Source organism: Lactobacillus kefiranofaciens, from assembly GCF_014656585.1.
GTDB lineage: Bacteria > Bacillota > Bacilli > Lactobacillales > Lactobacillaceae > Lactobacillus > Lactobacillus kefiranofaciens.
In genome coordinates, this window is sequence record NZ_CP061341.1 from 1,892,461 (window position 1) to 1,919,218 (window position 26,758).

Annotated in this window: 28 protein-coding genes; all 28 read right to left on the reverse strand. The window is 39.5% G+C overall.

The genetic code is table 11. The annotated features are described in order from the left end of the window. The 28 genes from ICI50_RS09290 to ICI50_RS09425 all read right to left on the reverse strand — a co-directional run bounded on the left by ICI50_RS09290 (window position 1) and on the right by ICI50_RS09425 (window position 26,676). A complete protein-coding gene (locus ICI50_RS09290; protein WP_013854795.1) occupies window positions 1-795 on the reverse strand; it encodes a metal ABC transporter permease in 795 nt (264 codons plus the stop codon). Then, entirely contained in the window at window positions 795-1,442 is a 648-nt protein-coding gene (locus ICI50_RS09295) for a metal ABC transporter ATP-binding protein (RefSeq protein ID WP_025084307.1), read from the reverse strand. The genes ICI50_RS09290 and ICI50_RS09295 overlap by 1 nt, the downstream gene beginning before the upstream one ends. Window positions 1,443-1,481: 39 nt before the next feature. Beyond that, entirely contained in the window at window positions 1,482-2,381 is a 900-nt protein-coding gene (locus ICI50_RS09300; RefSeq protein WP_056940951.1) for a metal ABC transporter solute-binding protein, Zn/Mn family, read from the reverse strand. A gap of 240 nt (window positions 2,382-2,621) precedes the next feature. Then, window positions 2,622-2,897: an ArsR/SmtB family transcription factor gene (locus ICI50_RS09305; protein ID WP_013854798.1), complete on the reverse strand. Its 276-nt coding sequence runs from the start codon at window positions 2,895-2,897 to the stop codon at window positions 2,622-2,624. A gap of 197 nt (window positions 2,898-3,094) precedes the next feature. After that, a complete protein-coding gene (locus ICI50_RS09310) occupies window positions 3,095-5,092 on the reverse strand; it encodes a PTS fructose transporter subunit IIABC (protein WP_013854799.1) in 1,998 nt (665 codons plus the stop codon). A gap of 19 nt (window positions 5,093-5,111) precedes the next feature. Then, window positions 5,112-6,026: a 1-phosphofructokinase gene (gene pfkB / locus ICI50_RS09315; protein ID WP_013854800.1), complete on the reverse strand. Its 915-nt coding sequence runs from the start codon at window positions 6,024-6,026 to the stop codon at window positions 5,112-5,114. Further along, a complete protein-coding gene (locus ICI50_RS09320; RefSeq protein WP_013854801.1) occupies window positions 6,026-6,781 on the reverse strand; it encodes a DeoR/GlpR family DNA-binding transcription regulator in 756 nt (251 codons plus the stop codon). Before ICI50_RS09320 ends, pfkB begins: the two co-directional genes overlap by 1 nt. 192 nt (window positions 6,782-6,973) lie before the next feature. After that, complete coding sequence (locus ICI50_RS09325; RefSeq protein WP_188891592.1) at window positions 6,974-7,621, reverse strand: peptidase; 648 nt, start codon at window positions 7,619-7,621, stop codon at window positions 6,974-6,976. Window positions 7,622-7,920: 299 nt separating this feature from the next. Beyond that, a complete protein-coding gene (locus ICI50_RS09330) occupies window positions 7,921-8,133 on the reverse strand; it encodes a hypothetical protein (RefSeq protein ID WP_244964958.1) in 213 nt (70 codons plus the stop codon). Between the two features lie 22 nt (window positions 8,134-8,155). Then, the gene (locus tag ICI50_RS09335) at window positions 8,156-8,569 is read right to left on the reverse strand and encodes a hypothetical protein (protein WP_013854806.1); all 414 of its coding nucleotides are present in this window, start codon (window positions 8,567-8,569) and stop codon (window positions 8,156-8,158) included. Between the two features lie 15 nt (window positions 8,570-8,584). Continuing rightward, entirely contained in the window at window positions 8,585-8,788 is a 204-nt protein-coding gene (locus tag ICI50_RS09340) for a helix-turn-helix domain-containing protein (RefSeq protein WP_013854807.1), read from the reverse strand. A gap of 17 nt (window positions 8,789-8,805) precedes the next feature. Then, the gene (locus tag ICI50_RS09345; protein WP_188891595.1) at window positions 8,806-9,366 is read right to left on the reverse strand and encodes a DUF2975 domain-containing protein; all 561 of its coding nucleotides are present in this window, start codon (window positions 9,364-9,366) and stop codon (window positions 8,806-8,808) included. A gap of 139 nt (window positions 9,367-9,505) precedes the next feature. Further along, window positions 9,506-10,903 carry an ATP-binding protein gene (locus tag ICI50_RS09350; protein WP_188891597.1) on the reverse strand — a complete coding sequence of 466 codons (1,398 nt, stop codon included), beginning with the start codon at window positions 10,901-10,903 and terminating at the stop codon, window positions 9,506-9,508. Between the two features lie 124 nt (window positions 10,904-11,027). Next, window positions 11,028-11,666: a DUF4143 domain-containing protein gene (locus tag ICI50_RS09355; protein ID WP_425324908.1), complete on the reverse strand. Its 639-nt coding sequence runs from the start codon at window positions 11,664-11,666 to the stop codon at window positions 11,028-11,030. Further along, window positions 11,663-11,911, reverse strand: coding sequence for a hypothetical protein (locus ICI50_RS09360; protein ID WP_013854811.1), 249 nt, complete (start codon window positions 11,909-11,911; stop codon window positions 11,663-11,665). Before ICI50_RS09360 ends, ICI50_RS09355 begins: the two co-directional genes overlap by 4 nt. Next, window positions 11,871-12,293: an AAA family ATPase gene (locus ICI50_RS09365; RefSeq protein WP_188891600.1), complete on the reverse strand. Its 423-nt coding sequence runs from the start codon at window positions 12,291-12,293 to the stop codon at window positions 11,871-11,873. The genes ICI50_RS09360 and ICI50_RS09365 overlap by 41 nt, the downstream gene beginning before the upstream one ends. A gap of 183 nt (window positions 12,294-12,476) precedes the next feature. Beyond that, the gene (locus ICI50_RS09370) at window positions 12,477-14,780 is read right to left on the reverse strand and encodes a glycoside hydrolase family 31 protein (RefSeq protein ID WP_188891602.1); all 2,304 of its coding nucleotides are present in this window, start codon (window positions 14,778-14,780) and stop codon (window positions 12,477-12,479) included. A 124-nt stretch (window positions 14,781-14,904) separates the two neighbouring features. After that, complete coding sequence (locus tag ICI50_RS09375; protein ID WP_013854814.1) at window positions 14,905-15,096, reverse strand: hypothetical protein; 192 nt, start codon at window positions 15,094-15,096, stop codon at window positions 14,905-14,907. An 85-nt stretch (window positions 15,097-15,181) separates the two neighbouring features. Next, window positions 15,182-15,418, reverse strand: coding sequence for a hypothetical protein (locus ICI50_RS09380; RefSeq protein ID WP_188892117.1), 237 nt, complete (start codon window positions 15,416-15,418; stop codon window positions 15,182-15,184). A gap of 77 nt (window positions 15,419-15,495) precedes the next feature. Continuing rightward, window positions 15,496-15,819 (reverse strand): bacteriocin immunity family protein, encoded by a 324-nt coding sequence (locus ICI50_RS09385; RefSeq protein ID WP_013854816.1) that lies wholly within the window; start codon window positions 15,817-15,819, stop codon window positions 15,496-15,498. A gap of 126 nt (window positions 15,820-15,945) precedes the next feature. Continuing rightward, window positions 15,946-16,731, reverse strand: coding sequence for a mucin-binding protein (locus tag ICI50_RS09390; protein ID WP_188891604.1), 786 nt, complete (start codon window positions 16,729-16,731; stop codon window positions 15,946-15,948). Between the two features lie 9 nt (window positions 16,732-16,740). Then, entirely contained in the window at window positions 16,741-18,474 is a 1,734-nt protein-coding gene (locus tag ICI50_RS09395; protein ID WP_188891606.1) for an MBG domain-containing protein, read from the reverse strand. A 228-nt stretch (window positions 18,475-18,702) separates the two neighbouring features. Further along, entirely contained in the window at window positions 18,703-19,452 is a 750-nt protein-coding gene (locus tag ICI50_RS09400; protein ID WP_013854817.1) for an aspartate/glutamate racemase family protein, read from the reverse strand. 5 nt (window positions 19,453-19,457) lie between these two features. Further along, on the reverse strand, window positions 19,458-21,029 hold the full coding sequence (locus tag ICI50_RS09405) for a UDP-N-acetylmuramoyl-L-alanyl-D-glutamate--2,6-diaminopimelate ligase (RefSeq protein WP_056940979.1): 1,572 nt from the start codon (window positions 21,027-21,029) through the stop codon (window positions 19,458-19,460). A 51-nt stretch (window positions 21,030-21,080) separates the two neighbouring features. Then, window positions 21,081-22,235, reverse strand: a complete 1,155-nt coding sequence (locus tag ICI50_RS09410) for a sensor histidine kinase (protein ID WP_013854819.1) — start codon at window positions 22,233-22,235, stop codon at window positions 21,081-21,083. 3 nt (window positions 22,236-22,238) lie between these two features. Beyond that, complete coding sequence (gene croR, locus ICI50_RS09415) at window positions 22,239-22,925, reverse strand: response regulator transcription factor CroR (protein ID WP_013854820.1); 687 nt, start codon at window positions 22,923-22,925, stop codon at window positions 22,239-22,241. A 156-nt stretch (window positions 22,926-23,081) separates the two neighbouring features. After that, the gene (locus tag ICI50_RS09420; RefSeq protein WP_054640313.1) at window positions 23,082-24,941 is read right to left on the reverse strand and encodes an ABC transporter ATP-binding protein; all 1,860 of its coding nucleotides are present in this window, start codon (window positions 24,939-24,941) and stop codon (window positions 23,082-23,084) included. A gap of 10 nt (window positions 24,942-24,951) precedes the next feature. Next, window positions 24,952-26,676: an ABC transporter ATP-binding protein gene (locus ICI50_RS09425; RefSeq protein WP_013854822.1), complete on the reverse strand. Its 1,725-nt coding sequence runs from the start codon at window positions 26,674-26,676 to the stop codon at window positions 24,952-24,954. Window positions 26,677-26,758 lie beyond the last annotated feature (82 nt).

The following is a 26,758-nucleotide window of genomic DNA, read 5'->3' on the forward strand; positions in this document are numbered from 1 at the left end:
TTAACGGTGTTTAATTACATGAATAGCATATGCGACTAAATAGATTACTACCTCAATTGTCGCAATAAAGAACGTTACGGGCCAATTAGTGATAAAGCCTAAGTAAAGGCCGGCCCAAACGCCGATTAAGGCAATCACAATCGACCAAGCAATCATTGCCGGGATCGTTCTGCCGATATAACGGGCCGTTGAAGCTGGCAGAGTTAGCAGAATAAAAACTAACAATGAACCAACAATCTGCGCACCGATCGCTACTGACATAGCCAAAGCAATTAAAAAGATAATGCCGACAAAACCAGTATGCACGCCATGCGCGATGGCACCGATATGGTCAAATGAATCAAAGTTAAGATTCTTTTGTACCAGCAGAATCATTACCAACACGATAACTGACAAAATTATCAGCTGGATTACGCCCTGGCGGTCGACCCCGATAATACTACCAAACAAAATGTTAGTAGCATAGCGGCTATTAGAATTGGAAATCGCTAGGAATAAGACACCTAAACCAATGAACAAAGCGGAGATCGCACTAATCGACGATTCCTTCTGGTCGCTGTGAATAGATAGCTCACCAACGCCGATCGAACCAAGCAGCGTAAACAGGAGCATCCCCCATAACGGCGCTATCCCGATAAACACGGCAAAAGCCGCACCGGCAAAGCCGATTTCTGACAAAGTGTGGGCTAGAAAAGCATAGCTGCGAGCTACAACATACACGCCAACTACGCCACAGGTAATTGCGATAAATGTACTTGCTAAGAAGGCATAACGCATAAATTCATATTGAAACATTAGGCGAAGTCCTCCTTAAATTCACTCATCTTACCTTGTCTAACTGTCCCCTTGTTCAAATACAGATAATTAGTCATGTACTTTTTAGCCAAAGGAATATCATGAGTAACAAATAGCACGGTAATCTTATGGTGCTTATTCAAATGCTTAAGCAGATCCATTAGCTCCGTTTTAGCGACAGGATCTAGACTAGCCGTTGCCTCATCCAAGATAATCATATTAGGATGATCCAGCAAAGCCTGGGCTAAATATACCCGCTGTTTTTGTCCCCCTGAGGCTTCACTCATTCTGGTATTTTGAATACTGGTCAAATGGGTTTCAGCCAATTGATAGTCAACCTTTTCTCTGACTTTTTTGGTTTTAAAAAGTGGTGCATTCAGCTCAATAAAGGCCCGAATTGATAATGGATACTCTGAATCAATATTTCTAAATTGAGGTACATAGCCCAGCCTTACATCTGAAGCAAACTTGTAGCTTCCCTCAACTGGTGCCAGCATCCCCATCAAGATTCTAATTAATGTCGTCTTCCCCGTCCCATTAGGGCCAAGCAAGGCAGTCATTGAACCTTCTTCAAGGTGAAAGTTCAACTTCTCAAAAATTGTCTTAGTATCGAATCGCATCGATAGATCATTCACATCTAAAATCAATTCAGCATCCCCTTTACTTACCAAATTAACTCGTTATCCCTATTTATTAATATTAGCCAAGTTTTGGTAATTTTCTCTCATCCAAGCTAAGTAAGTAGTGTGGTTAGGAATCGTTTCACGTACATTCAATACTGGAACATTGTTTTTCTTAGCCAGCTTAACAAAAGTCTTCACTGTTGAGCTGCTTGCTTGTGTGTTGTTAACAAAGAAGGCAATCTTCTTATCTTCAATATCCTTGGTCATCTTGTTGATCATCTTAGGACTTGGATCAGTACCATTTTCAACAGCTTCTTCAAATTCTTTGTCGCCAACCTTGTAACCAGCTTTCTCTAATGCATAATCAAAGACTGGTTCACTAACAAAGACTGGCTTATTAGTCTTTTTATCTACTGACTTAGCAATTTGCTTAATCTTATCAACCTTAGCTAAGTACTTTTCACCATTTGCCTTAAAGTAAGCGGCATGGTTTTTATCAATCTTAGATAAACGCTTGACTAAATAATCAACGTACTTAGTTGGCATGCTTAAATTATACCAAATATGGGGATTGTCACCCTTCTTAAGACCCATCAAGTCTTCACCAACTAAAACGGGCTTCTTGCTAACGGAACTAGCCAGCTTATTCATCCAGCTATCATAACCCAAACCATTAGCCACAATAATGTTAGCCTGTGTCAGCTTCTTAGCATCTGCAGTGGTTGGTTCAAAATCGTGCGGATCAGTAGAACTATTGGTAATAATAGCCTTAGCATCGCCATACTTACCCACAACATTCTTGGCAATATCTGAATAAACGTTAGTAGTAGTTACAATTGAGATCTTGTCTGAACTATTACTTGCTTTTTTATTGCTTGAACATGCCGAAACTAAGAACATGACCAAGCCAATCAATCCTAAAACAAAAACGGATTTCGTAATTCTAGATTTAACTTTTTGCATAATTTTTCCTCCATACAAAAAAGACATTTAAATCAAAAACTCAGCAATTTTTGATTTAAAGCTAGAATAAGCCTCTTTTTAAAGCATGTCAACATTTTTTAGAATGCACAAATAGCACCGAAGTCCCTTAGACCCGATGCTATCAATAATTTAAGTCTCTTAAAAAAATCGCTGAATTTAATTAAATGTCTTGTCTAGAATTATATTATTATATAAACATATTTTTATATAATTGTCAAACTAAGATTCCTTCACGTGTTGCCTAATTCCGTCCAAAATCTTGATAATGTGGCTATCTGCCAAGCTATAATATTTTTCTTGCTTAACTCGTTCACTCTTCACTAGCTTAGCTTCTTCCAAGATATGCAAGTGTCGTGAAATAGCTGGCTGACTAACATCGAATTGTTTAACTAAATTGTTAACGCTGCTTTTATGATTGTCATTTAAATAATATAAAATTTGAATCCGAATTGGATGATTGAGTGCCCGGGTAATCCGGATAATCTGATCGTTCATTTTAACCCCACCTAATTAGTTCTACAGTACTCTAATTATAATACTATTTTGACCACAAAAAAACGCTACCCGAAGGTAGCGCAAAACATAACAGAGTATCTTGATTTAAGTAGAGATCATCAAGACGACTTTATTATAATACGTTTTTTACATATTGTGTTAGATTTTGTCTAATAACTGTATTTATTTAATAATTTTTATTCATTTGGATCGTCTTTAACGTTCTTCTTCCAGAAACTCATGATCAATCCGGCTACAATAGAACCGATAATGGTAGCTAAGAAGTAGAATAAGATGTGACTTGGTCCACCAATGTTACCAGCAAGTGGTGATACCCAAAGACCACCATGAGGAGCTGGAACACCAACGTGCCAAAGACCAACTAAGGCACCACCAACAGCTGAGCCAATGATACATGAAGGAATAACATGACCTGGGTCAGCAGCAGCAAATGGAATTGCACCTTCAGTAATGAATGAGAAACCTAATACCCAGTTAGAAACACCGGCACGACGTTCTTCCATAGTGTACTTGTTCTTAAAGAATGCAGTACCAATAGCTGTAGCAAATGGTGGAACCATCCCACCAACCATAACGGCAGCCATCAAGATAGCAGCAGTTGCTGAGTGTGGGTCATTAGCGAACGCACCTGAAGCGAAGACATATGCAGCTTTGTTAAAAGGACCACCCATATCGATTGACATCATACCAGCCAAGATAGTAGTAAGAAGTACCAAGTTACCAGTACCCATGCTGTTCAAGAAGTGGGTAATAGCGAAGTTGATTCCACTGAAGATTGGGTTGATGATGTAGAACATGATTGCTGCAATTAAGAGCAAACCTAAGATTGGATAGAACAGCATTGGCTTCATACCTTCAACTGAATGAGGCAAGTTAGCAAATAGCTTCTTTAAACCAACCATTAAGTAACCGGCAATAAAACCTGCAGCAATACCACCTAAGAAACCAGCTGGTGAAGTTGCGTGTGCTTGAACGTTAACTTGGAATTGACCATTAACGATCGCAGCCATGTAACCACCAACAAAACCTGGCATCAGGGCTGGCAAATCACCGATTGATTCGGCAATGTAAGCAGCAAGAACTGGCACCATGAAGGCGAAAGCCAAGTTACCAGCATTGTTTAAGAAGATGAAGGCAGGTGTCTTAGGACCACCCATGTAGTTTTCTACGATGAATGAGATGGCCATTAAGATACCACCACCAATAACGAATGGCAACATATGACTGATACCGTTCATTAAGTTTTTGTAGATGCTTGCCCATACGCCTGGCTTTTCAGTACTTGCTGATTCTTCAGATTTATCTTGAGCACTTGCGTGGTAAACGTCAGCCTTGCTGTCCATGATGTCATCGATCAACTCGCCTGGCTTGTTGATTCCGTCAACAACTGGGCGGTTAACTAAATGCTTGCCATCAAAACGTGGCATGTCAACCTTCTTATCAGAAGCAATGATGACACCCTTAGCACGCTTGATTTCATCAGGAGTAAGCTTGTCCTTGACACCTTCAGAACCGTTAGTTTCGATTCTAACTTCGATGCCACGCTTCTTACCTTCCTTGATCAGGGCTTCTTGAGCCATGTATGTGTGGGCAATACCGTTAATACATGCAGTAACACCAACAATCAATGGCTTATTGTCATCATCGGAGTTGCCTTGAGCCTTAGCAGCTTCCTTAGCTTTCTTAGCCTCGGCAGCCTTCTTGTCTTCTTCGTCCTTCTTAGCTTCAGCCTTTTCAAAGAGGTCAATAACTTCTTCAGGCGTCTTAGCAGCTTTTAGCTTTTCAACTAAATCTGGGTTGATCAATAAGCCAGAAAGCTTAGCTAAAGCTTGCAGGTGCGTATTATCAGCACCAGCTGGTGCAGTAATCATGAAGAATAAGTGAACGGGTTGACCATCAAGCGAGTTGTAGTCAATGCCATCTTTACTCTTGGCAAACAATACACGTGCCTTGTTGATTGACTTGTTACGTGCGTGTGGCATTGCGATGCCGCCACCGATACCAGTAGTTGATTCATTTTCACGGTCCCAGATGGACTTGATAAATGCATCTTCATCATTAACGATATCGGTTGCAACTTCAAGGTCAGCCATCTCTTTAATGGCATCTTCTTTATTCTTGGCCTTAAGGTCCATAATCATGGACTCAGGGCTTAAAATGTCCTTAATTCTCATATATCTTTCCCCTCGTTAATTAAGAAATTTGTTCAACCTTAATTTGTGGAAGTACTGCATCGATCTGACTCTTAACTGCAATATCCTTAGTAAAGGCAGTAGCAGCACCACAAGCCATACCAATTCTGAAGCCTTCCTTGGCGTCACCGGTCTTGTAGTAAGTACCAACGAAACCAGCGATCATGGAGTCACCGGCACCAACTGAGTTAACAGCAGTACCAACAGCACCCTTAGCGTGGTAAACGTGGTCCTTGGTAAGAAGGAAGCCACCTTCACCGGCCATTGAAACCATGACGTTTTGAGCACCCTTAGCCAAAAGCTTTTGTGCATATTCAAGCATAACATCGCTTGAATCGAAGGTTACGCCAAAGAGGTCAGCCAATTCATGGTGGTTAGGCTTGATTACCAATGGCTTGTATTCCAAGGTATCAAGTAAAGCTTGACCAGTAGTATCAACGACAAATTCTGCACCAGCTTCTCTAATAGTAGGAAGAAGTGATTGATAAAAATCAGTTGGCAGACTTGGAGTAAGTGAACCACTCATGACTACGATGTCACCCTTCTTCAAATCGTTTAAACGATCCTTGAAGGCAGTGATTTCTTGATCAGTAATGTTAGGACCAGCTGCGTTGATTTCAGTTTCCTTCTCTGCGTGAATCTTAACGTTCACACGGGTGTTATCAGAAATAGTAACGAAGTCGCTTTCGATTCTCTTTTGATTCAATTGACGAACCAATTCCTTACCGGTGAAGCCACCGACAAAGCCCCAAGCGGTGTTATCAACACTTAATTGGTTAAGGATTTGAGAAACATTAATTCCTTTACCCCCTGCTAAAAATGAATCATTATTGGTTCTGTTAACTTCACCGCGGTTGACTTTTTCTAATTGAAGAACATAGTCAAGCGCTGGGTTAACAGTTACTGTATAGATCATTATTTTGCCTCCTCTAAAGTTATCTCGGCAGGTAATGCCGATTTTTGACTGTTTTTAAGTGAGTCTGTAATCACGCAGACATCCTTGGTATTGGCGAAAACAGCGAAGTTGCGCTCACCCAATTTAGACGAATCAGCTAAGACATATGCATGTCTGGCTTGTTTAATCTCAGCCATCTTAATGGCCGCTTCTTCAGGATCCGGCGTCGTTATATTGCCGTTCTGTTCAATCCCGTTAGCTCCAATAAAACTAGCTGTGAAATTCATCGCCTTGATCTGCGCTAAGGCAGTCTGACCAATTACGGCATGCGTGTCATCCTTGACCTCGCCGCCAACTAAGAAAGTCTTAATACCATGGTTAAGACTGCATAACGCCGTTTCAACGCCATTGGTGATAATCTTCACGTTAGGAATCTCTACTAAGAACGGCACCATCTCATAAGTGGTCGTTCCTGCATCGATGAAGATATTATCGCCCTGATGAACAAAATGTTCTACCGCATACTTAGCAATCGCGATCTTAGTATCATGGTTCATGCTAAAACGGACGTTTTGAGAAACATCACGAGAGAAATGCTTGACTGATTGAGCACCGCCATGTACGCGCTTAAGAAGTCCATCTTTTTCCATTTGAATCAAATCACGACGGATAGTTGATTCAGATGTTGCAGTTAAATCGCATAATTCGCTAACGCGGCACAATTCGTGCTGGTTGACATAGTCTTCGATTAAGCTTTGACGTTCCTGTGTCAGCATCATTTTTCACCTCGATTAGTATTGTATCCGCTTTTTCATTCAAAATCAATCATTTTCATTCAAAATGTTTCAAAATTATTTATTATTGTTCAATAAGATTCATTTATCTGCACAAAAATAGCCATGCATTGCTGCATGACTGATTTATTCTTCATCATTCATCATTATTCGTAGTCATTTTACCCTATTTGACTAAGAATAAATATTATTGACGAAGAACGTATTTAATATTTTTTCCTTTTCCAATAGGAGAAAGTTTTTACTTTTTTCAAATTTTAGATTCCACTGAAACTTAAGCTGCCATGCCTTGGTAATAAAGAAAGCCAAAATGAAAGTAACAATTGCAATTATTACACCCGAACCCACTATTTTTTTAATCATGCCAGATGAATCTAGAAACCTATTAACATTGTGGCTATAGTTCAGATACAAAATAAAAATCATGAATAATCGCATAAACCAATTTTTCACTACTGGAAAATTGACCACGACTACAGGGATACTGACTAACATCAGTAGCAGTAACCCAATAATCGAGCTGATTAGTATTAGCGGCTTAAACATCAAATTAAGTGTGGAAACAGTCGTATAAATCAAAAAGTCAAATACTAAAATCAGTGTTAAGCTGCCTAGCCACTGGCTTATTAACTTTACAGAATGCTTATTTTTACCACAAATTTTCAAGATAAAATTAAGTGCCAAAATAATTAATGCAATCCAGCACATTCTAGACCAGTAAAGTCGAGGTAGACCTTCACCAACTATTCCCACAGCAATTGACACTATCATGCCGATAATTAACTCTAGATTTAGAAGTTTATTCCAGATCTTATCCGTCATTTCAGTCATCCCTTTTACTACATATATAGAAAATATTTCATTTGTATTTAAGTCTAGCAACAAATCAAATTCTTCTAATCGTTATCAATTCTAATTATTTTTATTTCTTTTCATCGATAGGTAAATATTTACAATTACAGGAATCAGTACAACTAAGAACATCCAATGGTAATACTTAGTAAAACTAATAACAATTGCGAATACAAGTGCAATTAATGTACTAATCATGATGATTACTAAATCTTTTTTCATAGTAAACTCCTACTTTTTGAAATAGTAAAAAATGTCGATTTATATACTTATTTAGGAGCTTTTTTATTCATCACACGTAAAACCAAAAATATAAAAACATAAGCCAGACCTAAGGTAATAATAGTGTGTAAAACAAAGCTGTCGCTATGCAAGATTAACCAATTAGTACCTTCATAGAGCCCATCGGCGAGCAAAACACCAATAATACTTATCAATATAAAATTTTGTTTTGATAAACTCTGATTTTTTCTACTCGACACCTTCAACACACCCTTCTTTAAATTATTTTTTCTTTCCTTTAAAACAGATAATGCCTAAAAATAAACCACAGATAAATGACCACAAGGTACTAGTTGAAAAAAGCATGTCTCTAAAACTGCCACTACCGGATTTGGTAAACCAGTTAAAAGCAAAATCAGCTAAAGCAATAACAACCCCAGTCCCCAGGATTTGGAAACAAGCTTTCAAAGGAATAATTGAGTCTTTATTTGCAAACCAACTAGCCACAACTAAGCCGCCAAATAGTAAGCCCATTACTATGCCTAATGCTAAGGCCACGATAATTTGAAAAGTTGCTAAATGCCAACCATTTTCGCCGCCCATGTAAAGCAGCATTAACGCGGTGCAGACAACGACACCAACTAGCATCTCTAAAAAGATTTTCTTGTTTTCTTGTTCAAATTTCTGACTTTTCATAATAGGCCTCCAAATCTAATCCTTCTTATAGACCAACAGATCACCAGGCTGGCAATCTAGCACTTCACAAATTTTACTTAAAGTATCGAACCTCACGCCGTGCGCCTTGCCCGTCTTTAGAATCGAAAGATTAGCCGGTGTAATGCCCACCTTCTCAGCCAATTCTTTAGAAGACATCTTGCGCTTGAGCAGCATGAAATCTAACGTTACTTCAATCATCCATATCACTCACTTTACTAAATAATTGAATCTGCATCTTCTTGCACCTTCATGCCATATTTGAAGACCAGGTAAACTACATACAAAATTGCTAGGAAAAACAAGCTATTGACGATGCTAGTTGGATAAATCATATCAGCAGATGAAGTCTTAGCAATCTTAGTTAAGGTTGCGTAGTTGCTGTAAATTCCAATGTAAAAGATCGCTGTTGCAAATATGTAAACCACCACTGAAATCAACAGTTTCTTCAGCAGCTGCAAATTCTTCATCGCAAAGTAAATTTCTTGCTTGATGTTTTTAATAATTAAACGCGCGTAGCGACAAACAAAGAATTGAGCCATAGAAGCCGCAATGAAAAAGCAAAATAGCCCTAACATTAACCAAAGCCACGCGTTGCCACCGAGCTGGATACCGAGTTCATCACTCATGCCCTTACCTGCTTCTGCACCAGCTCCGGGCTGTGATAATGCAAAAATTGTAAAGCCACCCGCTAAAACAAACGTAACAACACTAAATACACAAAGCACTTGGTAAATCCACGTTAGTGCCGTAAGCAAATTTAATACGAACTTTCTCATTTTTCTCCCTCTATTCCGTTTAATACTCTTTTCATTAATTATTGTATTACGATAATTTATAATTGCAAGACAGAAATTAAATATTCTTTTGCAATAAAAAAGCCGCCGAAAATTCGACGGCTAATTTAAATATTCAATTTTACATTTCATCAAAAGTGATTAACTGGCAGTTAACTTTCTTGGCCAATTCTCGACAAGAGTCAGTGAAGCCAACTTTAGAGAAAAGATAATAATGCTTAAGCGGATATGGGAGTATTTCACTATTTCTAATCAATTTTTCTAACACGCTACGGGGAATTGGCTCATTCTTCCATTTGCATTCGCCAAAATAACCGTCACGTTCATCATCAGAAAAGCCCACCACATCTAATTCAACTTGTTGATGCGTACGTTTATCTGTACCCCACCAATTACCTAACTGCACAAAGGGATTAGGCACCCATTTCTCATCGAGATCTTTCGACCACATGAAGTTTTGACTGTATTTTTCAAATTCTGGTCCCATAAAATCAGACAGATTCTGCTCGACTTTTTTCCAAGCCAAATCAGTTAAGCCGCGTTCGATGATGGCAGACTGACTGCCAACAAATGTATACCAAAAGCGAAACATTCCATCGCAGATGCGATAAACAATATTCTTGCTCTTATTTTTCTTTTTATCAGTCACTGGCATCGTTTTTTCAACAATTCCTAAATCAATCAAATTATTCAAATAGGTTGTTAGCGGTCCTGTTTGCAGACGCGCATTTTGAGCAATCTTGTTATGCCTAGAGGCACCGCTACTAATAGCATTGATAATCGAATTGTAGTTAGTAGGATCGCGCAATTCCTGCTGCAACAGATTGCTTGGTTCGTCAAACAATCGACCCGATTTATTCAAAAAAATTTTCTTAATATTATCTGCCACAGATATCTGATCGGACATATAACTCAAATATTGAGGAACCCCACCACAAACTGTATTGATCACAAAAGTATCCTCTTTATCATAATTAGGGAGCATTTCTTGTGCTTCAGCTAACTTAAATGGTTCCAGTTTTAAAGATAATGTACGTCGACCATACAGGGGGCTTTGATAACCTAAAACTTGTCGCTCCATGAATGACATTGAAGAACCACATAAGATCAAAAAAAGATTAGTATCTTTAAATTGATGATCAATATAGGACTGGAGCATTGAACTAATTGCTGGATATGCCTTAGCCAGATAAGGATATTCATCAATTACCAAAATTACCCGTTCTTTTTTGGCCAAGTAAGCAATTTCCTTAAAGCATTCTTCAAAGTCGGTATAATCTTCTCTGCCACCTTGCATGGTATTTTTGAAAATACTAATTGCTTCTGAAAAACGCTTAAGATTATCCATTGCATTTTCTTCAAGAGCTACATAGTAGATTGCTTTTTTATCTTTCAAGAATTCGTTAATTAGGGATGTTTTGCCAATTCTTCTTCTGCCATAGATCACAGTGAATTGAAAATTATTTTCTTGATAAGCTTGATTCAGTTGCTTTAATTCTTGATGCCTGCCGATAAACATTTTGTGCTCCTTTTAGAACTGCTACATTACAATATAGTATAATACGATGTACTACATTATATTATACTACTTTGCAATATATCTTATTATAATCATGTTTATCACAATAATGAAGAAAAAGATATTATCTAAATCCCAACATCGCAATTGGCACAACTTGAACATGGTCATCTTTCCGCTGGTAAGCAACTTGCCCAGTATTGAGCAAAACTTTGCTAATTTGATATTCATCTTTGGCTTGTTCTTCAAACCAATTCAAATGTTTAACATAGCTATTTTTAACATTAGGATTAGTTTTCACTTCAAATAAAACGACCTTGCGATCTTTTTGCAAAATAAAGTCAATTTCGTGGCGGCCCTTGCTATCTCTGAAGTGCGTCAGGTGGACGCCAAGTGCATCCGCGTAAACAATTAAACTCTGGTAAACCAAACTCTCCATCAACTGACCAATCATGTCGCTATTAATCCTGCCAACATGCTTGCTGACGTCAAAATCCGTTAGCTGATCCTTGGTCACATCTAGCAAACTCATTGCAATTGCTGGATCAAGCATGAAATGCTTCGGTGCCTTAGTTAAAGCTGGGAACAGTTTGCCCATGCCAATAAATGGTGGAACATCATCAATAATATAAAGAATCTTTAGTGCTTCTCTGAAGAAATCAGCCGTCGGTCGACTCGGCGTTTGTTCATTATTAGCCAATGCCGTATCGATAATTTTTTTATAGCTAGTTGTGGTGCCAATTGAAGCCGCAAAAGCCTTCAGCCATGCACGCGCGTTTCCGGTTCTTTAACAGTAAAGCCATTCTCCTCAAAATCATGTTGGATAATATTATTTACATAGTCGCGAATTAATAACTCACGAGCTTTAGGACTCTTATTTCTAATTCCAGGAAAACCGGAGCGAAAAATCTCATCTAAATAGTTGTCCAATTTTTGATCAGTAAAACCAGTTGCCTGATAATTGGGATCATCTAATAATTTTGTTACAGAAACATATTGCTGTGACATCTGTCATTCTTGGACAGAATAAGGTCGCATTTTCATCCGCACAATTACTGTGAATACGAGCATCGACGCGAATACTACTACCTGTGAATAAAACACTCTCTGCTGGTAAGACATCATCAACTTGATGACGGACAAAAGACCACAAATTAGGCTCTAGTTGCCATTCATCAATTAAAACTGGCCCTTTAACACCTAAAATTGCTTCCGGGTTGTTACGGAGAAGCATTTTTACTTGTGGATTATCTAAACTCATTATAGTTTTAGCTAAGCGAGAGGCAGTGGCCGTCTTACCCACAGCCTTAGCTCCTTCAATCAAAATAGCGGGTAATTCTTTGAAATCTTCTGCTAAAGGTTGGTCAATTATTCTTGGTTCGTAGTTCATTTTTATATTTTTCCATTCTGAATTTTACAATTATTCCGCTTTTAATTTTAACATTTTTCCACCTTGAATTTTATAATTATTCCACTCTGAACTTTAATACTTTTCCACCTTGAATTTTACAATTATTCCATCTCATCAAAAAAAGCTACCGAAATTAATCGGTAGCCCGTAAAATCTTATTTATTATTCTGCGACATATTTGCCATCATGATTTTCAAAAATAATTTGTTGATCAGGTAATTCCACCACAATTTGCTGATATTCATGCGCATAGCCGTGATGCGTTAACTTCACCGTTACCTGGTTATCCACAACTTCGATATCATACAAGTTGTACTCGCCATCTTGGTATTTAAAGTCAACGTCATCATCTTGGTAATGGGTATACTTGCCGGAGTTGCCAAAGACTTTGAAGGTCATTGTCTTATCCGGCTCATCCGAGATGTGGCTAACTTCTTTGCCCCATGGCAAAATCGTATTCTTCTTGATAAAGAGTGGCAACTTATCAATCGGTGCATCAACCAAGATTGTGTTTTTACCAGCATATTCACTGCCATTCCAGAAGTCGATCCATTCACCTTCAGGCAAATATACCGCACGCTTAATTTGACCTTGCTGCACAACCGGGGCTGTCAAAATGTCCGTGCCCACCATGTATTCGTCGTTCAAGTTATGCACCTGTGGATCATTTTCGTAATTCAAGACCAGTGGCCGCATGACTGGCAAACCAGTTTTGCTTTCACGATAAAATTCATCATACAGGTATGGTACAAAGCGATAGCGCAACTTCAAATACTTGCGGTAAATCGACAAGGTTGGTTCACCAAAGACCCATGGTTCCTGTGAACGCGTACCAAGTGCGGCGTGGTTACGATACAGCGGACTGAACAAGGCACCTTCGATCCAGCGCGTCAAAAGTTCTGGCGTACAGTCTGCACCAAAACCACCAATATCGGTGCCAGCAAAGCTAAAACCGCTCATCCCTAAGTTGCACAACTGTGGGATCATCATTTGTACATGTGTCCATAAACTCTGATTGTCGCCAGTCCACACTGTGGAAAACTTTTGCGTTCCCGCATAGGCAGCACGTGTAATTACAAATGGTCGCTTGCCAGAATATTTCTTGATTCCTTCATAGGTTGCCTTAGCCATATTGTGACCATAGACATTATGCATCTTCTTATGAGTTGATGCCTCTTTTTCATTATGGAAAACAATATCTTGTGGAATCTCACCCTTAAATGAGGCAGGCTCATTCATATCATCCCAAATACCTGAAACGCCTAAGTCAACTAAATACCTGCAGTTCTTAGCCCACCACTTACGCACTTTTTGACGGCCAAAGTCTGGGAAGACGGCATCTCCTGGCCAAACCTGGTTAACGTAAACCGTACCATCTGGCGCCTTAACGAAGTAGCCCTTCTTGATACCTTCTTGGTAGATCTTGTAATCGTCATCCTTCTTCACGCCCGGATCGATGATCGTAATGATCCGGAAGCCTAATTTGCGCATCTTTTTGATAAAATCGGCTGGCTTCTCATAGGTGTCTTTTCTCCAGGTGAAGACGCGATAGCCGTCCATGTAGTCGATGTCTAAATGCAGCACGTCGCAAGGCAAATCATACTTGCGCAAGTTCTCGGCAATCTTTTCAACCTGCTTTTGACTAACGCTGTAGCCCCAGCGTGATTGTTGATAACCTAAAGCCCACTTTTGTGGCATTGGCACGCGACCAGTCAGATAAGTATAGTTGGTGATAACTTCCTTGAGCGAATCTCCGCCGATCACGTAGTAATCAAGGTTGCCGTCAACTGCGGAGTAGTAGTAATAGTTGCTGCTTTCCTTGCCTAAATCGATATGATTGCGGTAGGTGTTATCAAAAAAGATGCCGTAGGGATGACCGTTTTTTAATCCAAGCAAAATTGGAATCGATTTATATAAACGCGTGAAGCTTTCAACATGCGGATCAGGATTGTCGGTATTCCAGTTGTCGTAAGCATAGTGGCGCTTGTTTAAAAAGCCGGTCTTGTCGCCCAAGCCGTAGAATTGTTCATTGTCGGCCAAGGTCTTAATTACCTCATAGTAATCTTTACCGTGCCTGCCTAAAAGCTTGTTAACATCGTGACCTTCTGATTCAGCCAGCTTCAGGTGCTCTTTATCTATTTGACGGTCGATTGGCGTGCGCTGACCGCGATAATCAATGATCAGCGGATTGCCGTTTTCATCATAAACATCAATCTTCTCGTCATCGTAGGCTTTGACGATCAGCTTTTCAGTAGCAAGTTCAGCGTGATCGCCCTTGTCTTCTACCGTGAAGTCGGTCTTGACCTGCTTGTCGCCTTCAATCGCGTAAGAATTGCTGGCATTACCGCGGTCTTGGAAGACGCGAATGATTTCAGGCGTAATAACAGTTAAAACAAGTGAACTATTTTCATAATTTAAAGTAATCTTTTGTCCATCTTCAGTAAAATTAGTAAGTTTGTTAGTCATTTGAATTCCTCTATTTATCTTTTTGTATTCGCTTCCAATTTTAACACAACTAGTTTTCCATATAAGCTCAAAACGATAATCTGGAATTTTTCCCAACAAAAAAACCGCCTAAGGGCGGCAAAATTTAGTTAAACAAGTCCGACAGCTTAGTAGGGATATTATTGTTCTGAGCGAAGTATTTCTTAAAAGTATCAAAATCTGGCTCTTCTTCATCGCGACGAGTGTACATGTCATGCACCGCCAAGATGCCTGTGATCATCAGGTTAACACCTAACACAATTAATAATCCGACTAAAATATACACAAGATATAACATGACTGCACCTCCGCTAATAAGTATTATCTGTATTACTTACCTATTACACTAATATTTATTAGGGCATTTGTCAATCATTCTTTGATTATTTTTCTTTTTCGTGATTTCTACCTAAGTACAAAAAGCCATAGATCGCTGGTCCAATAACAATCGCGCCTGCAATTGAAACGATGATCACTACTACAAAACGGGGCATGGCCAAAAAGCTTGCACGAAAACCGGTACCAGCCCAAGCACCAACGAAGACGATTAGCCAGCCCAACAGCATTGAAATTAGCAAATCCTTAGTAGAAAAACTATTCGGTATCTTTTTCTTCTTCATCATTTTCACCTCATGACTTAATTATGCACAAAAAAATACTGATACGCCATCTTTCAACAGCATATCAGTATACATAATTATCTTGAAATCAAACTGCTAAAGGCTAAACCGAGTGCAGCACCACCGGCAGCACCAGCTTGATGCGATACCGGACGTGCACTTCTAGTAATTGCGTAATGAAATTTCGTCACGCTTTTGGACAGCTTGCTTTGCCAACTCAAGGGATCAAGTCCCACGCAAATCAAATTGCAAACATAGTTAGCAGACTCCCCATTCTCAAGTTGATGTTTAGCCTGCAGTAAAACTTTTCGTTCTTCCGGCTTAGTATCCATATCCATTAACAAATCAGTAATGTTGTTCAAAAGCCAAATTTTCAAATCATCTTTTTCTTCTTGATACATATTCAGCATCTCTTTTCAATTTTTAATTTGACCCTATTTTAGTTCTTCACCAGCAAATTGCAATATTTTTGCAAGAAAAAAGCCATGGAAGTTGTCCATGACTTTCTTATTTACCAAAAGATAATTTTATTCATCTTTCTTTTTCTTATGATCGGTTAACCCGAAGAATCCCAATACCATTGCAAGTAATCCGATAATACCAACTGAGGTATGTTGTTCACCTGTCTGTGGCAAATTATTCTTCTTGGCTTCCCTCTTAGCAAGCTGATTATTAGCTGCCTTTGGAGTTGGTGTTGCAGAATTATGCTCTGCCTCAGTCCCTTGTGGTGAAACTCTATTAGTTCTGTCAGCTGCTTGAGAAGGAGTAACCATATCTTCATACAAAGGCGCATTCTCGTTCTGATAGCCCTTGATCACGGCCGGACCAGACTTGATCTTATCCTTGGAGTGGACATGAACCTCAGTCTCATCAGTACTTGGCTTAGATGGCAACTCAGGATTATTGTCAGGCTCTGGCGTTGGCTTAGGTTGTGGCTTATCAGACTCATCAGGTTTATCATCCTTACCATCATCAGGTTTAGGAATTGGCGGAACTACCTCGTCTTGCGTGTAAGTGATGGTGATTGCCTCATCAGCAGTGGTTACCTCAACAGCTTTAGCAGCAACTGCAGCTTGAGATGGAGTATAACCAGCAATCGTAGGTACATCATAAGCATCCCATTGTGATTTGGCAGGATCAGCAGCATTTGATTTATCAAATTTCCAATCACTGTAAGTAATCTTACCTGTTACCTCATCGAAGGTAGCAGTCCGAGTAAATGTCACAATTTGCTTCTTTTGATCCTCTGGGATTTGTCCCAATTGTTTAGCAGTTAAGCCTTCGTAGTTAATTGTTCGAGTGACATCCTTCATTTGAGTATCTTACTTAGTCTTGTGGACCAGCTTAATGTACAAATGTTGCTCCAATGGAGTACCAAATGTGTAATCTTCAGGTAAAGTTTGACCTGGAGCCAATTCATAGTTTGTTGGAATCGTTAAGCCAAGGTCATTAATCGTTGAATCGGCAACGCCAGTCTTGGTAATTGAATTACCAACTTGCTTGTTGTTTTCATCAGTATCTTGGAACTCAATCGTTAAGGTAGCATCTAATTCAAACTCGGCGGTTGAAGAAAGTTTCAGGTTATAGTTTGGATTTGCGTTGATTAACTTTTGCATTGAAGTTGGTGTTAACGAAATCAAGTAAGTACCAGATTGATTTGGCGTACTTGCAAATCCATACTCTAAGTCATCTGGAACAATTATACCTACTGGTACATTAAGGTGATAGTTACCAGCATTGATCTTAGCAGTCGTTTCTTGTTCAAAGCCAACAATCTTAATCTTAGCGTCAGCGGGACTAATTACATAGGTGATCCGGCCACTTTCAGTAAGCTTGTAGTTTGGATTTGCTTGTTGAAGCTTGTCTAAGCCATCCTTAGTTAAAGCAATGTAGTAAGTTCCGACATTAGTTGGTGCAGCAATCTTCTTGCCTTGAGCATCAACCCATTCGTAATCACCAGTAGTTAAACCTGAAGTATTCAAGCTTTGACCAGTGACAAGGCCATTAGTCCTGAAACTACCTTGAGTAAGATTAATCACAACTGGTTCACCATAAGTGCTACCGTCATTACCATCTGATGTGACATTAGCATCCTTTGGATTAATCTTAAAGCTTGCGTAACCCTTCAATGAACCAGCATTCAACGTTACGTTACCATTGCCAGCATACTTATCAAGAGCTGCCTGTAAATTAGCTAATCCTTGGTCGCTTAACTTAACGGTGTAAGTCTTATTAGCATCAGCTGAATTATTTACAACTATGTAGTCACCTACATGTAACTTGTAAACATCAGCATCAGTGCTACCTGGGAAGACAAACTTGACTTCAATATTTCCATCAGTGCTATTCAGGTCATCTAATGAAATCTCTTGACCATCATAAGTCTTAGCGTTTTGACCACTTAATGTTGCTGTACCAGTGACGGCGTTAATCGTGTAAGTAAACTCACCAGTAAATGCATTATCCGCAAAGCTGTAGTTTGGATTATCGCGCTTAATCTGCGCAATTGCTCCATCATTGAGCTTCAAGTAGTAAGTACCAGCATTCGTTGGTTCACCAGTCATAGCGGTGTAAGTACCATCAGCATTCTTGGTGTACCACGTGTAATCATTAGCGGTTACATCAGTGTGATTCAAGTTCTCACCAGTAACAAAACCAGTTGAACTCCAACTTACCTGATCCATGACATCAGCAACTGAGGTAGTTTGCCCAGTGTAATCACGACTTGCGGAATTGCTAATCGTAACTGTAGCCGGAGCTGGAGTTATCTTGTAATTAATTACACTCTTCGCAACGTCAAAGCTGTAGTTTGGATTCTTCTGCTGTTTTAAAACTTCAGCCACATTTAAATCTTGGCTAGGCTGTCCAGTTTTCTTCGCCCCAGAATCAGCCGTTTCTTCATGCGCGCCATCATCAGATTGCACGTCCGCATGAACAGTCTGACCTTCATTAATCGTCAAAAACAGTGTTGACAATAAAACTGAGCAAACACCAATACTTAATTTTCTTATCCCAAATCTTTGCTTATTATCATAGTCATGTTTATTAAAAGTCATCGCAGAAATCTCCCCTACAAGTAGTAGTCTTATACTCCGTTTATGTTAATAGAAGAAGACTATATGTTACATGTATTTTAACAAAAAGATAACAGTGTATAAAATATATTACCTATTAGGGTTATTAATTAATTAAAGATTTATAATTTTTTATTTAAATAAAAAAACGCCACTCAATTTATAACTAAAAAGGTTATTGAGTGACGTTAACATAATAATAGTATATCTTTATTTGTACATATACTTAGCACAAGCTTCTTTAGGATCCATCCCCTTGCGAATCTTCAATGCTAATTCAATCGACACATCCGCAATAATCGACTGTGGGTCAATCACATGGTAAGGATGATCCGGGGCCTTTTCTTGAGCTAGGGATAACTCAGTGCATCCCAGTAAAATTACATTACAGCCATAATCATCATGCATTTTTTGCAAAATTTGATGATACAACTTGCCATCAACGACTCCTTTTTCCTTGATATCACGATAGATCAACTTGGTTACCATCGGTTGAATCTCCGGGCCACCAAATTCCACGTTGCGATGAATGCGGTGAATCTCATCTTCATAGAGATGATCATAAATTGATCCTTCAGTCGCAATCAAACCAATCTTGGTTTCCTTGGGATATTGTTCGATGAACTTATGAACTGCAATTCGCATCATATGCAAAAATGGAATGTCAGTTAATTTAGCTAAATCATCATAGAAGTAATGAGCCGTATTGCATGGCATGACGAAGAAGTCAGGATTTAACTTTGCTTGTCCTAGCACGTCGTCACGCAGGTCATAGAAAAAGTTAGGCTTAGTATGATCTTTAATATAGGCAGTTCGATCAGGAACTTGTGCGTCATTTACTAAGCAATAATTCAAATAATCTTGATCTTTGGCAATCTTTACGCGATGATTAATCAAACGAACGTAGCTTTCAGTGGCGATAGTTCCCATGCCGCCAATAATACTAAAGAAATGCTTCATTTTTTCTACTTCCTAAAATGTTCTTCTTGACCCTCTAATTCATTAATAACTTGTTGGGCAACTACAATATCTGATGGATATGGCGTATTGACGCCGCGAATCTTTTGGAAGGCATCCGCACCCTTGCCGCAGATCAATACCATGTCATTAGGCGTAGCCATCGCAATCGCGTCATGAATAGCCTTCTTACGGTCCAATTCAATCGTGACATCACACTTAGAATGATCAATGCCTGAGTCAATCTCTTCGGCAATGCTCTTCGGATCTTCAAAACCTGGATCATCAGTAGTTAAGAACGCCTTATCTGCATAAGCAGTTAAACTCTCGCTAAATCCTGGACGACGTGATACACCCTTATCTCCTGGTGCACCAACAACAACGATGATCTTTGGATCGTTAAATTCATTGCGCATGAAGCTCATTAACGCCATCATTGAAGCCTTGTTATGAGCGTAATCAACGACAACCATACCATGCTTCTTGGTTCTTTCAGTTTGCATTCTGCCTGGAATGGTTACATCGCGAATACCGGCAGCACATTGATCATGGTTAAGTCCGGCAAGACCAGCACCAATAATGGCAGCTGTACCGTTGGATTCGTTGAAGTCGCCGAGCATCTTCAATCTGTAGTCGCCATTAATTGGTAACTTGCGTGCCTTATCACTGGCACAAACCAAGTTGAAGCGAGTCTCGTTCATGTCCAATTCTTCAGAAGAAAATCTGAAGTCAATTGGTACCTTCAAATCCGGATTTTCAAAATTATCACGAGCGAATAAGTAGATGCTATCAGGATTAGTCGTGGTAGTAGCTGCTGCATAAATCTCATCAAAGTGATCAGTTTCCGCGTTAATAATACACTTGCGGGAGTTAACCAACAATTGCAATTTGCAATGCAAGTAATCCGCAAAGTTAGGATGCTCGTTTGGTCCAATATGATCAGGACTAATGTTCAAGAAGAAGCCTAAATCATAGGTTAAGCCAAATACCCGATTTTTCTTATAAGCTTGGCTAGAAACTTCCATAACCAAGTGGGTCATCCCATTATCTACTGCCTTACGCATGTCACGGAACAAGTCTAAGCTCTCTGGCGTGGTCAAACTGGACTTGAAGCTATCTTCTGGCTTAGGTCCAACCACATCGTTAACTGAAGAGATTAAGGCAGTCTTGCCACCATTAACTTGATCCAGCATCCCCTTCAAGAAGTAGGCTGACGTAGTCTTGCCCTTAGTTCCAGTGACGGCTACTACATATAAGTCATCTTGCGGGAAGCGGAAGAATGCGGCAGATAGCAATGCCATTGCCTTAGACACATCGCGCACAATTAGGGCGTGCATTCCCTTGCCTTCTGGATATGGTTGCTCTGCCACGTAACAAATAGCGCCATTGTCTTTAGCCATTGATAAGTAAGTTGGTCTAAAGCCTGCGCCTTTGCAGAAGAATAATGTATTAGTTTGAATATCACGCGAATCATAAGATACGTAATCCATCTTAGTTGCGACAGTATCCTGGACTGCGCTTGATTTAAGCAAATGGTGCTCTTTTAAAATTAATATACAGGTATTTAAAGAAATACTCATTAACTTTTCTCCTCGTTGTATTAAAACATTTCAGTCAAAATTATAACACAGCTAACGCTTACTTGGTGCTTTCTTAGGATCAAGTGGCAAACGAATAATGAAACTCGTCCAGTTTTTATCCGACTCACAGCGAATCGTACCATGATGCAAGTCAACGACACTCTTGGTAATCGAAAGCCCTAAGCCTGTGCCGCCAGTTTTGGTATTACGCGAAGTTTCCACCCGGTAGAAACGCTCGAAAATTTTATTTAGTGATTCCTTAGGAATCGGCTCACCATTATTTTCGACGCGAAGCTCAACTTCACGCTTATTGACCAGGTTAGCAACTAATTTGATCTTAGTCGCGCCAGCGCCATACTTGAAGGCATTAGAGATCAAATTATTATAGACGCGCACTAATTTTTCCGCATCAGCCTTAATCGTTAAGTCTTTAGGTCTAGCCTGGATCTCGATCTCAATCCCCTTCTTCTCGGCTTCTAGTTCAAAACCCGCGGCCACTTGCTCTAGCATGGAATAAATATGCAGATCGTTCAGATTCAGCTTGGTATTGGTTGATTTCAAGGTTGTATATTCAAATAAATCATTGGCCAGCGATTTCATCTGCTCTGCTTTGGTATAAGCAATATCGATATACTTTTTCTGATCCTCAGGTGCTGTAACGCCAGTTTTAAGCAAGCCCAGATAGCCAATAATTGAAGTTAGTGGGGTTCTAATATCGTGCGAGACATTGGTAATCAATTCATCCTTAGATTGCTCGATTGCCCGCTCTTCATTAATTGAATGCACAGTACTATCAACCAGTGAATTAATCGAATCCACCACGCGCTGCAATTCGGGCCGCACCCTGAAGTTAATTCGATGATCAAAGTGGCCACTAGCAATGTAATGCAGTTCCAAAATAACGTGACGCAGCTGCATTTGGTGATATCTTCTGATCAAGCGCCAATAAAGAACGGCAAGATCACCTAATCCCATTAAGACAATGAAAATATTCTGCCAAGACCAAACATGATAGCCCCCAGCAAAGGTCATCGTTTTTTTTAGGAAGAAGATCCCATTAACCAAGTTCTCATCCTGCAAAATGGCCAGGTGAATCAGAATAATTATTGATAAATTCAATAAAAGCAGAAGGATAACCGTCACGACTCCTTCTGCAAATAATTCGCTCTTCTCGGCGCCAGTAAGTTTGACGCGTTCTTTTTTCATGGGCTATGCCTCGACCTTGTAACCTACGCCCCAAACGGTTTGGATAACGTCCTCACCATCAGTGGCCTTCTGGATCTTATCCCGCAAGTGCGATACGTGGACCATGACTGTCTTAGCTGACACGATTGATTCTTGTTGCCAAACACGTTCAAAAATTTCATCAGCAGAGAAAACACGGTTAGGATGACTAGCTAATAGGTATAAAATACCGAATTCCAAAGCAGTCAATTGAATGGTCTTGCCATCGATTGTTTTTACTTCGTGTGAATCACGGTTGATTACTAATGGGCCAACTTCCAAAATGTCTGGCTTGTCATCCTTGACTTGCTTTTGACTACGACGAAGTAGTGAACGTACTCTAGCCATCACTTCTAATGGATTAAATGGCTTAGAAACATAGTCATCGGCACCGGTAATCAAACCTTGGATTTTATCCATATCGCCGGTTTTGGCAGAAACTATAATGATTGGAATATCGGAATCTTTTCTAACTTCCTTGATTACTTCGATTCCTGACATATTGGGCATCATAACATCTAAAATCATCAAAGCGATGTCAGGCGTCGTGGTTAACTTAGTAATTGCTTCCTTGCCGCTATAAGCTGCAACTGGTTCATAACCTTCATTTTTTAAATAAATGCTTAAAAGTTCTACGATCTCTTTATCGTCATCAACAACTAAAATTTTCACGAGGAAAAATCCCCCTTCTTATTCTTATTTTTATGCTTATCTATAGTTTAGCAAATCATAGTCTTATTTTACTCATTTTTCAAAAAAACGCCTAAGATCATTGCTTATCTTTATTTTTTCTAAAAAAATAAGCCGGTTAAAACCGACTTATTTAATTTATTGAATTTCTTTCTTACCAGTATAGAGCTCATAGTAGTAACCCTTTTGCTTAAGAAGTTCTTGGTGATTACCATGTTCAATGATGTGACCATGATCAAGAACTAAGATCAAATCTGAATTAACAATCGTGGACAACCGGTGAGCAATTACGAAACTCGTTCTACCGGCTAAGAGGTTATCCATCCCGGCTTGAACCATCTTTTCGGTTCTCGTATCGATGCTTGACGTTGCTTCATCCAGAATCATAACTGGTTCATCGGCGATCATTGCCCGGGCAATACTGAGCAACTGCATTTGCCCTTGAGAAAGGTCGCCCCCATCACCATCGATTACCGTTTCATAGCCGTGATCGAGGTCGTGAATGAATTCATCCGCGTGTGACAATTTCGCTGCTTGGTAAACATCATCGTCACTGGCTTCTGGGTTACCAAAGCGGATGTTGTCCATAATTGTACCAGTGAACAAGTGTGTTTCTTGCAAAACGATCGAAAGTGATTTACGCAAGTCATCCTTTTTAATATTCTTAATCGGAATACCATCATAAGTAATCGTACCTGAATCAATTTCGTAGAAACGATTAAGCATGTTCGAAATGGTCGTCTTACCGGCACCAGTTTCACCAACCAAGGCCACTTTCATCCCTGGCTTGGCATTAATCGAAATATCGTGCAAGATTTGATGTTCTGGCACATAGCTAAAGCTAACATGATCAAAGATAATGTGACCGCGAACTGGCACCTTCTTAACTGAACCGTCTTTTTGCGGCACGTTCCAGTTCCATTGGCCGCCTACTTCAGCATCTTTAGTAATCGTTACGTCGCCTTGGTCGGTTTCTGAAACTTGATCTTCTAAGTTAAAGATTCGATCAGCACCAGCCAAAGCCATAACAATTGAATTCAATTGTTGTGAAATTTGTGCAATTGGCATACTGAATTGCTTAGATAATTGCAAGAATGAACCGATGGCACCCAGTGAAAGCGGAGCCCAGGCATTGATATCTACGGCACCACCAATAAAGGCGATCAAAACATAGAGCAAATTACCCATGTTACCCATAATTGGGAACAAAATCGTGGCATAAGTATTAGCTTTACCAGATGCCTCACGCAATTCTTCGTTGTACTTATCAAAGCCTTCCTTTGATTCTGGCTCATGACTGAAGACCTTAATAACCTTCAAACCATTAAGCATTTCTTCGTTGTAACCATTGATTTGCCCCAACTTCTTCTGCTGCAACTGGAAATAATGACTTGATCTTAAAGTCAAATAACGCACAATTCCAATTGATAAAGCAAAGATAATGAATGAGAACAAAGTCAATTGCCAGCTTAAGCTGAACATCGCAAACACAACGAAGATCAAACTCAGAATTGAGTTGGTAAATTGTGGAATGGATTGTGAGATCATCTGCATCAATGTATCAATATCGTTGGTGTAGCGTGACATCACATCGCCGAATTCATTTTGATCGAAGTATGAAATCGGCAAACTTTCCATATGGGTAAACATCTCGTTACGAACACGGAATTGAACCTTTTGCGCCAAAACACCCATTAACATGTTAAAGAGATAGTTTGACAAAAAGCCGATCGCATAAATACCAAACATTACTGCAATAGCAGTAGCCAGCGGCCCATAATTAGGCACTTTTTCTTTAGTTAATGGCACAATGTAATCGTTAATCAATCGTTCAATGAACAGTGAGCCAATAACGTTGCTGGCCGCCGCCAAGACGATCGTAATAATAGAAACCGTGAGCATCCATGGACTAGTGTTAGCGATTAACTTGAGCAGTCGCATCAAGATTTTCATCCGTCTGCCCTTAGTTTGATTTTTCTTTTCTATTGCTTGATCCAAAATCGCTCACCTACTTTCCTTGTTCTTCTTGGAACTTAGCGATTGAACTGTAAAGCTTGTTAGTCTTTAGCAATTCCTCGTGCGTTCCGATATTCTCAATCTTGCCGTGATTCATCACGATGATCCGGTCAGCATCTTTAATCGAAACAATTCTTTGTGAAATGATAATTTTGGTGGTTTCAGGCATATCCTTTGCCAAGGAAGTTCTAATTTCACGTTCAGTGTTAGTATCAACGGCTGAAGTTGAATCGTCCAAGATCAAAATCTTTGGATTCTTAAGCAAAGCTCTGGCAATGGTAATTCTTTGCTTTTGCCCACCAGAAACGTTGTTACCACCTTGTTCGACCATCGTATCGTAGCCATCTGGCATCTCACTAATAAAACCATCAGCGTGTGCAATTTTAGCAGCTTGGACAACTTGTTCATCCGTGGCGTTTTCGTTACCCCACTTCAGGTTATCCTTAACTGTACCGGTAAACAGAACATTGTTTTGTAAAACCATCGCGACGTTATCACGCAAGGTCTTTAGGTCATATGACTTAACGTTATGACCCGCTACACGCACAGCACCTGATGTAACATCATAAAGACGCGGAATCATTGAAACCAAAGTAGATTTAGACGACCCGGTTTCACCGATAATCCCGATTGTTTCGCCTGGCCGGATGCGCAAATTAATGTCGTCCAAGGCATTCGTCTTATCAGCAGCTTCATATTTAAAGTTCACATGATCAAAAATAATTTCGCCATTAGTTAAACGCTTAAGCGGCTTCTTAGGATTTTCAATCGTTGGTTCCTCAGTAATCACTGAAGCAATACGACGACCACTAGCGCCTGAAATAACCAATTGGGTGGTAATCATTGCCAAGATATTCAAACTGAATAAAACAGAGTTTGAATAAGTAAACATAGAAATTAATTGACCAGTTTGCAAGCTGCCACCAACAACTTCTTTTGCACCAAACCAGCAAATAGCCAAAGTGGAAATATTCAAAACGGCAGCTACAACCAATGCGTTTAAAGACATGATCTTTTGCGCTGTAGCAAATAATTTGTAAATAAAGCCAGATGACTTTTTGAATTCTTTAATCTGGGGCTTTTCTTGCACGTAGGTCTTAACTTCACGAATACCGCGGACGTTCTCACGCACTACTTGGTTCATGCGGTCATACCCTCTAAAGATCTTAGGGAAGTACGGATAAGCCGTTTTGATAATTAAAGCTAAAGCAATAGCAAAGATTGGTCCTAAGACTAGGAAAATCAATGACAAGCGCGGACTAATAATTACCGACATGATGATCGAGACAATGAACATCATCGGTGCTCTAACTGCAATTCTAATTAACATCTGATATGCAAGCTGGACGTTATTAACGTCAGTCGTTAAACGTGTTACCAAACTGGCACTTGAGAAGTGATCAATGTTCTCAAATGAATAATCTTGCATATGGTAAAACATATCCTTACGCAAGTTAGCGGCAAAACCTGCAGCGGCATGTGCCGAAACATAACTGGCGCTCGCACCTAAAGTTAAAGAAACAATAGTTAATACCAGTAAAATTAGCCCCATTTTACTAATATAGGACATGTTTCCTTTCATAATTCCGTTATCGATCAAGATACCGACCAAGTATGGGATTAGCATTTCGATAATAACTTCACCGATAACGAATAGCGGCGAGAGCATGGACAATTTTTTATATTGCCGAATCGATTTGCTCAGCGTTTTGATCATATGAACCCACCCTTCTATTTTTTCTAATCTTACAAAGAAAAAGATAAATGGACTGTACCCATTTATCTTTTATGGTTATTAA

Coding starts and splice junctions, on each gene's coding strand:
- ICI50_RS09410 (WP_013854819.1), bottom strand. CDS start 22,235: ATGAAAAAAGAACGCGTCAAACTTACTGGCGCCGAGAAGAGCGAATTA.
- ICI50_RS09375 (WP_013854814.1), bottom strand. CDS start 15,096: ATGTTATATCTTGTGTATATTTTAGTCGGATTATTAATTGTGTTAGGT.
- ICI50_RS09370 (WP_188891602.1), bottom strand. CDS start 14,780: ATGACTAACAAACTTACTAATTTTACTGAAGATGGACAAAAGATTACT.
- ICI50_RS09340 (WP_013854807.1), bottom strand. CDS start 8,788: ATGATTGAAGTAACGTTAGATTTCATGCTGCTCAAGCGCAAGATGTCT.
- ICI50_RS09360 (WP_013854811.1), bottom strand. CDS start 11,911: ATGTCACAGCAATATGTTTCTGTAACAAAATTATTAGATGATCCCAAT.
- ICI50_RS09310 (WP_013854799.1), bottom strand. CDS start 5,092: ATGAGAATTAAGGACATTTTAAGCCCTGAGTCCATGATTATGGACCTT.
- ICI50_RS09345 (WP_188891595.1), bottom strand. CDS start 9,366: ATGAGAAAGTTCGTATTAAATTTGCTTACGGCACTAACGTGGATTTAC.
- ICI50_RS09385 (WP_013854816.1), bottom strand. CDS start 15,819: ATGTATCAAGAAGAAAAAGATGATTTGAAAATTTGGCTTTTGAACAAC.
- ICI50_RS09405 (WP_056940979.1), bottom strand. CDS start 21,029: ATGAGTATTTCTTTAAATACCTGTATATTAATTTTAAAAGAGCACCAT.
- ICI50_RS09365 (WP_188891600.1), bottom strand. CDS start 12,293: ATGAACTACGAACCAAGAATAATTGACCAACCTTTAGCAGAAGATTTC.
- ICI50_RS09320 (WP_013854801.1), bottom strand. CDS start 6,781: ATGCTGACACAGGAACGTCAAAGCTTAATCGAAGACTATGTCAACCAG.
- ICI50_RS09350 (WP_188891597.1), bottom strand. CDS start 10,903: ATGTTTATCGGCAGGCATCAAGAATTAAAGCAACTGAATCAAGCTTAT.
- ICI50_RS09380 (WP_188892117.1), bottom strand. CDS start 15,418: ATGAAGAAGAAAAAGATACCGAATAGTTTTTCTACTAAGGATTTGCTA.
- ICI50_RS09325 (WP_188891592.1), bottom strand. CDS start 7,621: ATGACGGATAAGATCTGGAATAAACTTCTAAATCTAGAGTTAATTATC.
- ICI50_RS09425 (WP_013854822.1), bottom strand. CDS start 26,676: ATGATCAAAACGCTGAGCAAATCGATTCGGCAATATAAAAAATTGTCC.
- ICI50_RS09290 (WP_013854795.1), bottom strand. CDS start 795: ATGTTTCAATATGAATTTATGCGTTATGCCTTCTTAGCAAGTACATTT.
- pfkB (WP_013854800.1), bottom strand. CDS start 6,026: ATGATCTATACAGTAACTGTTAACCCAGCGCTTGACTATGTTCTTCAA.
- ICI50_RS09305 (WP_013854798.1), bottom strand. CDS start 2,897: ATGAACGATCAGATTATCCGGATTACCCGGGCACTCAATCATCCAATT.
- ICI50_RS09390 (WP_188891604.1), bottom strand. CDS start 16,731: ATGAAGGATGTCACTCGAACAATTAACTACGAAGGCTTAACTGCTAAA.
- ICI50_RS09395 (WP_188891606.1), bottom strand. CDS start 18,474: ATGACTTTTAATAAACATGACTATGATAATAAGCAAAGATTTGGGATA.
- ICI50_RS09400 (WP_013854817.1), bottom strand. CDS start 19,452: ATGAAGCATTTCTTTAGTATTATTGGCGGCATGGGAACTATCGCCACT.
- ICI50_RS09335 (WP_013854806.1), bottom strand. CDS start 8,569: ATGAAAAGTCAGAAATTTGAACAAGAAAACAAGAAAATCTTTTTAGAG.
- ICI50_RS09300 (WP_056940951.1), bottom strand. CDS start 2,381: ATGCAAAAAGTTAAATCTAGAATTACGAAATCCGTTTTTGTTTTAGGA.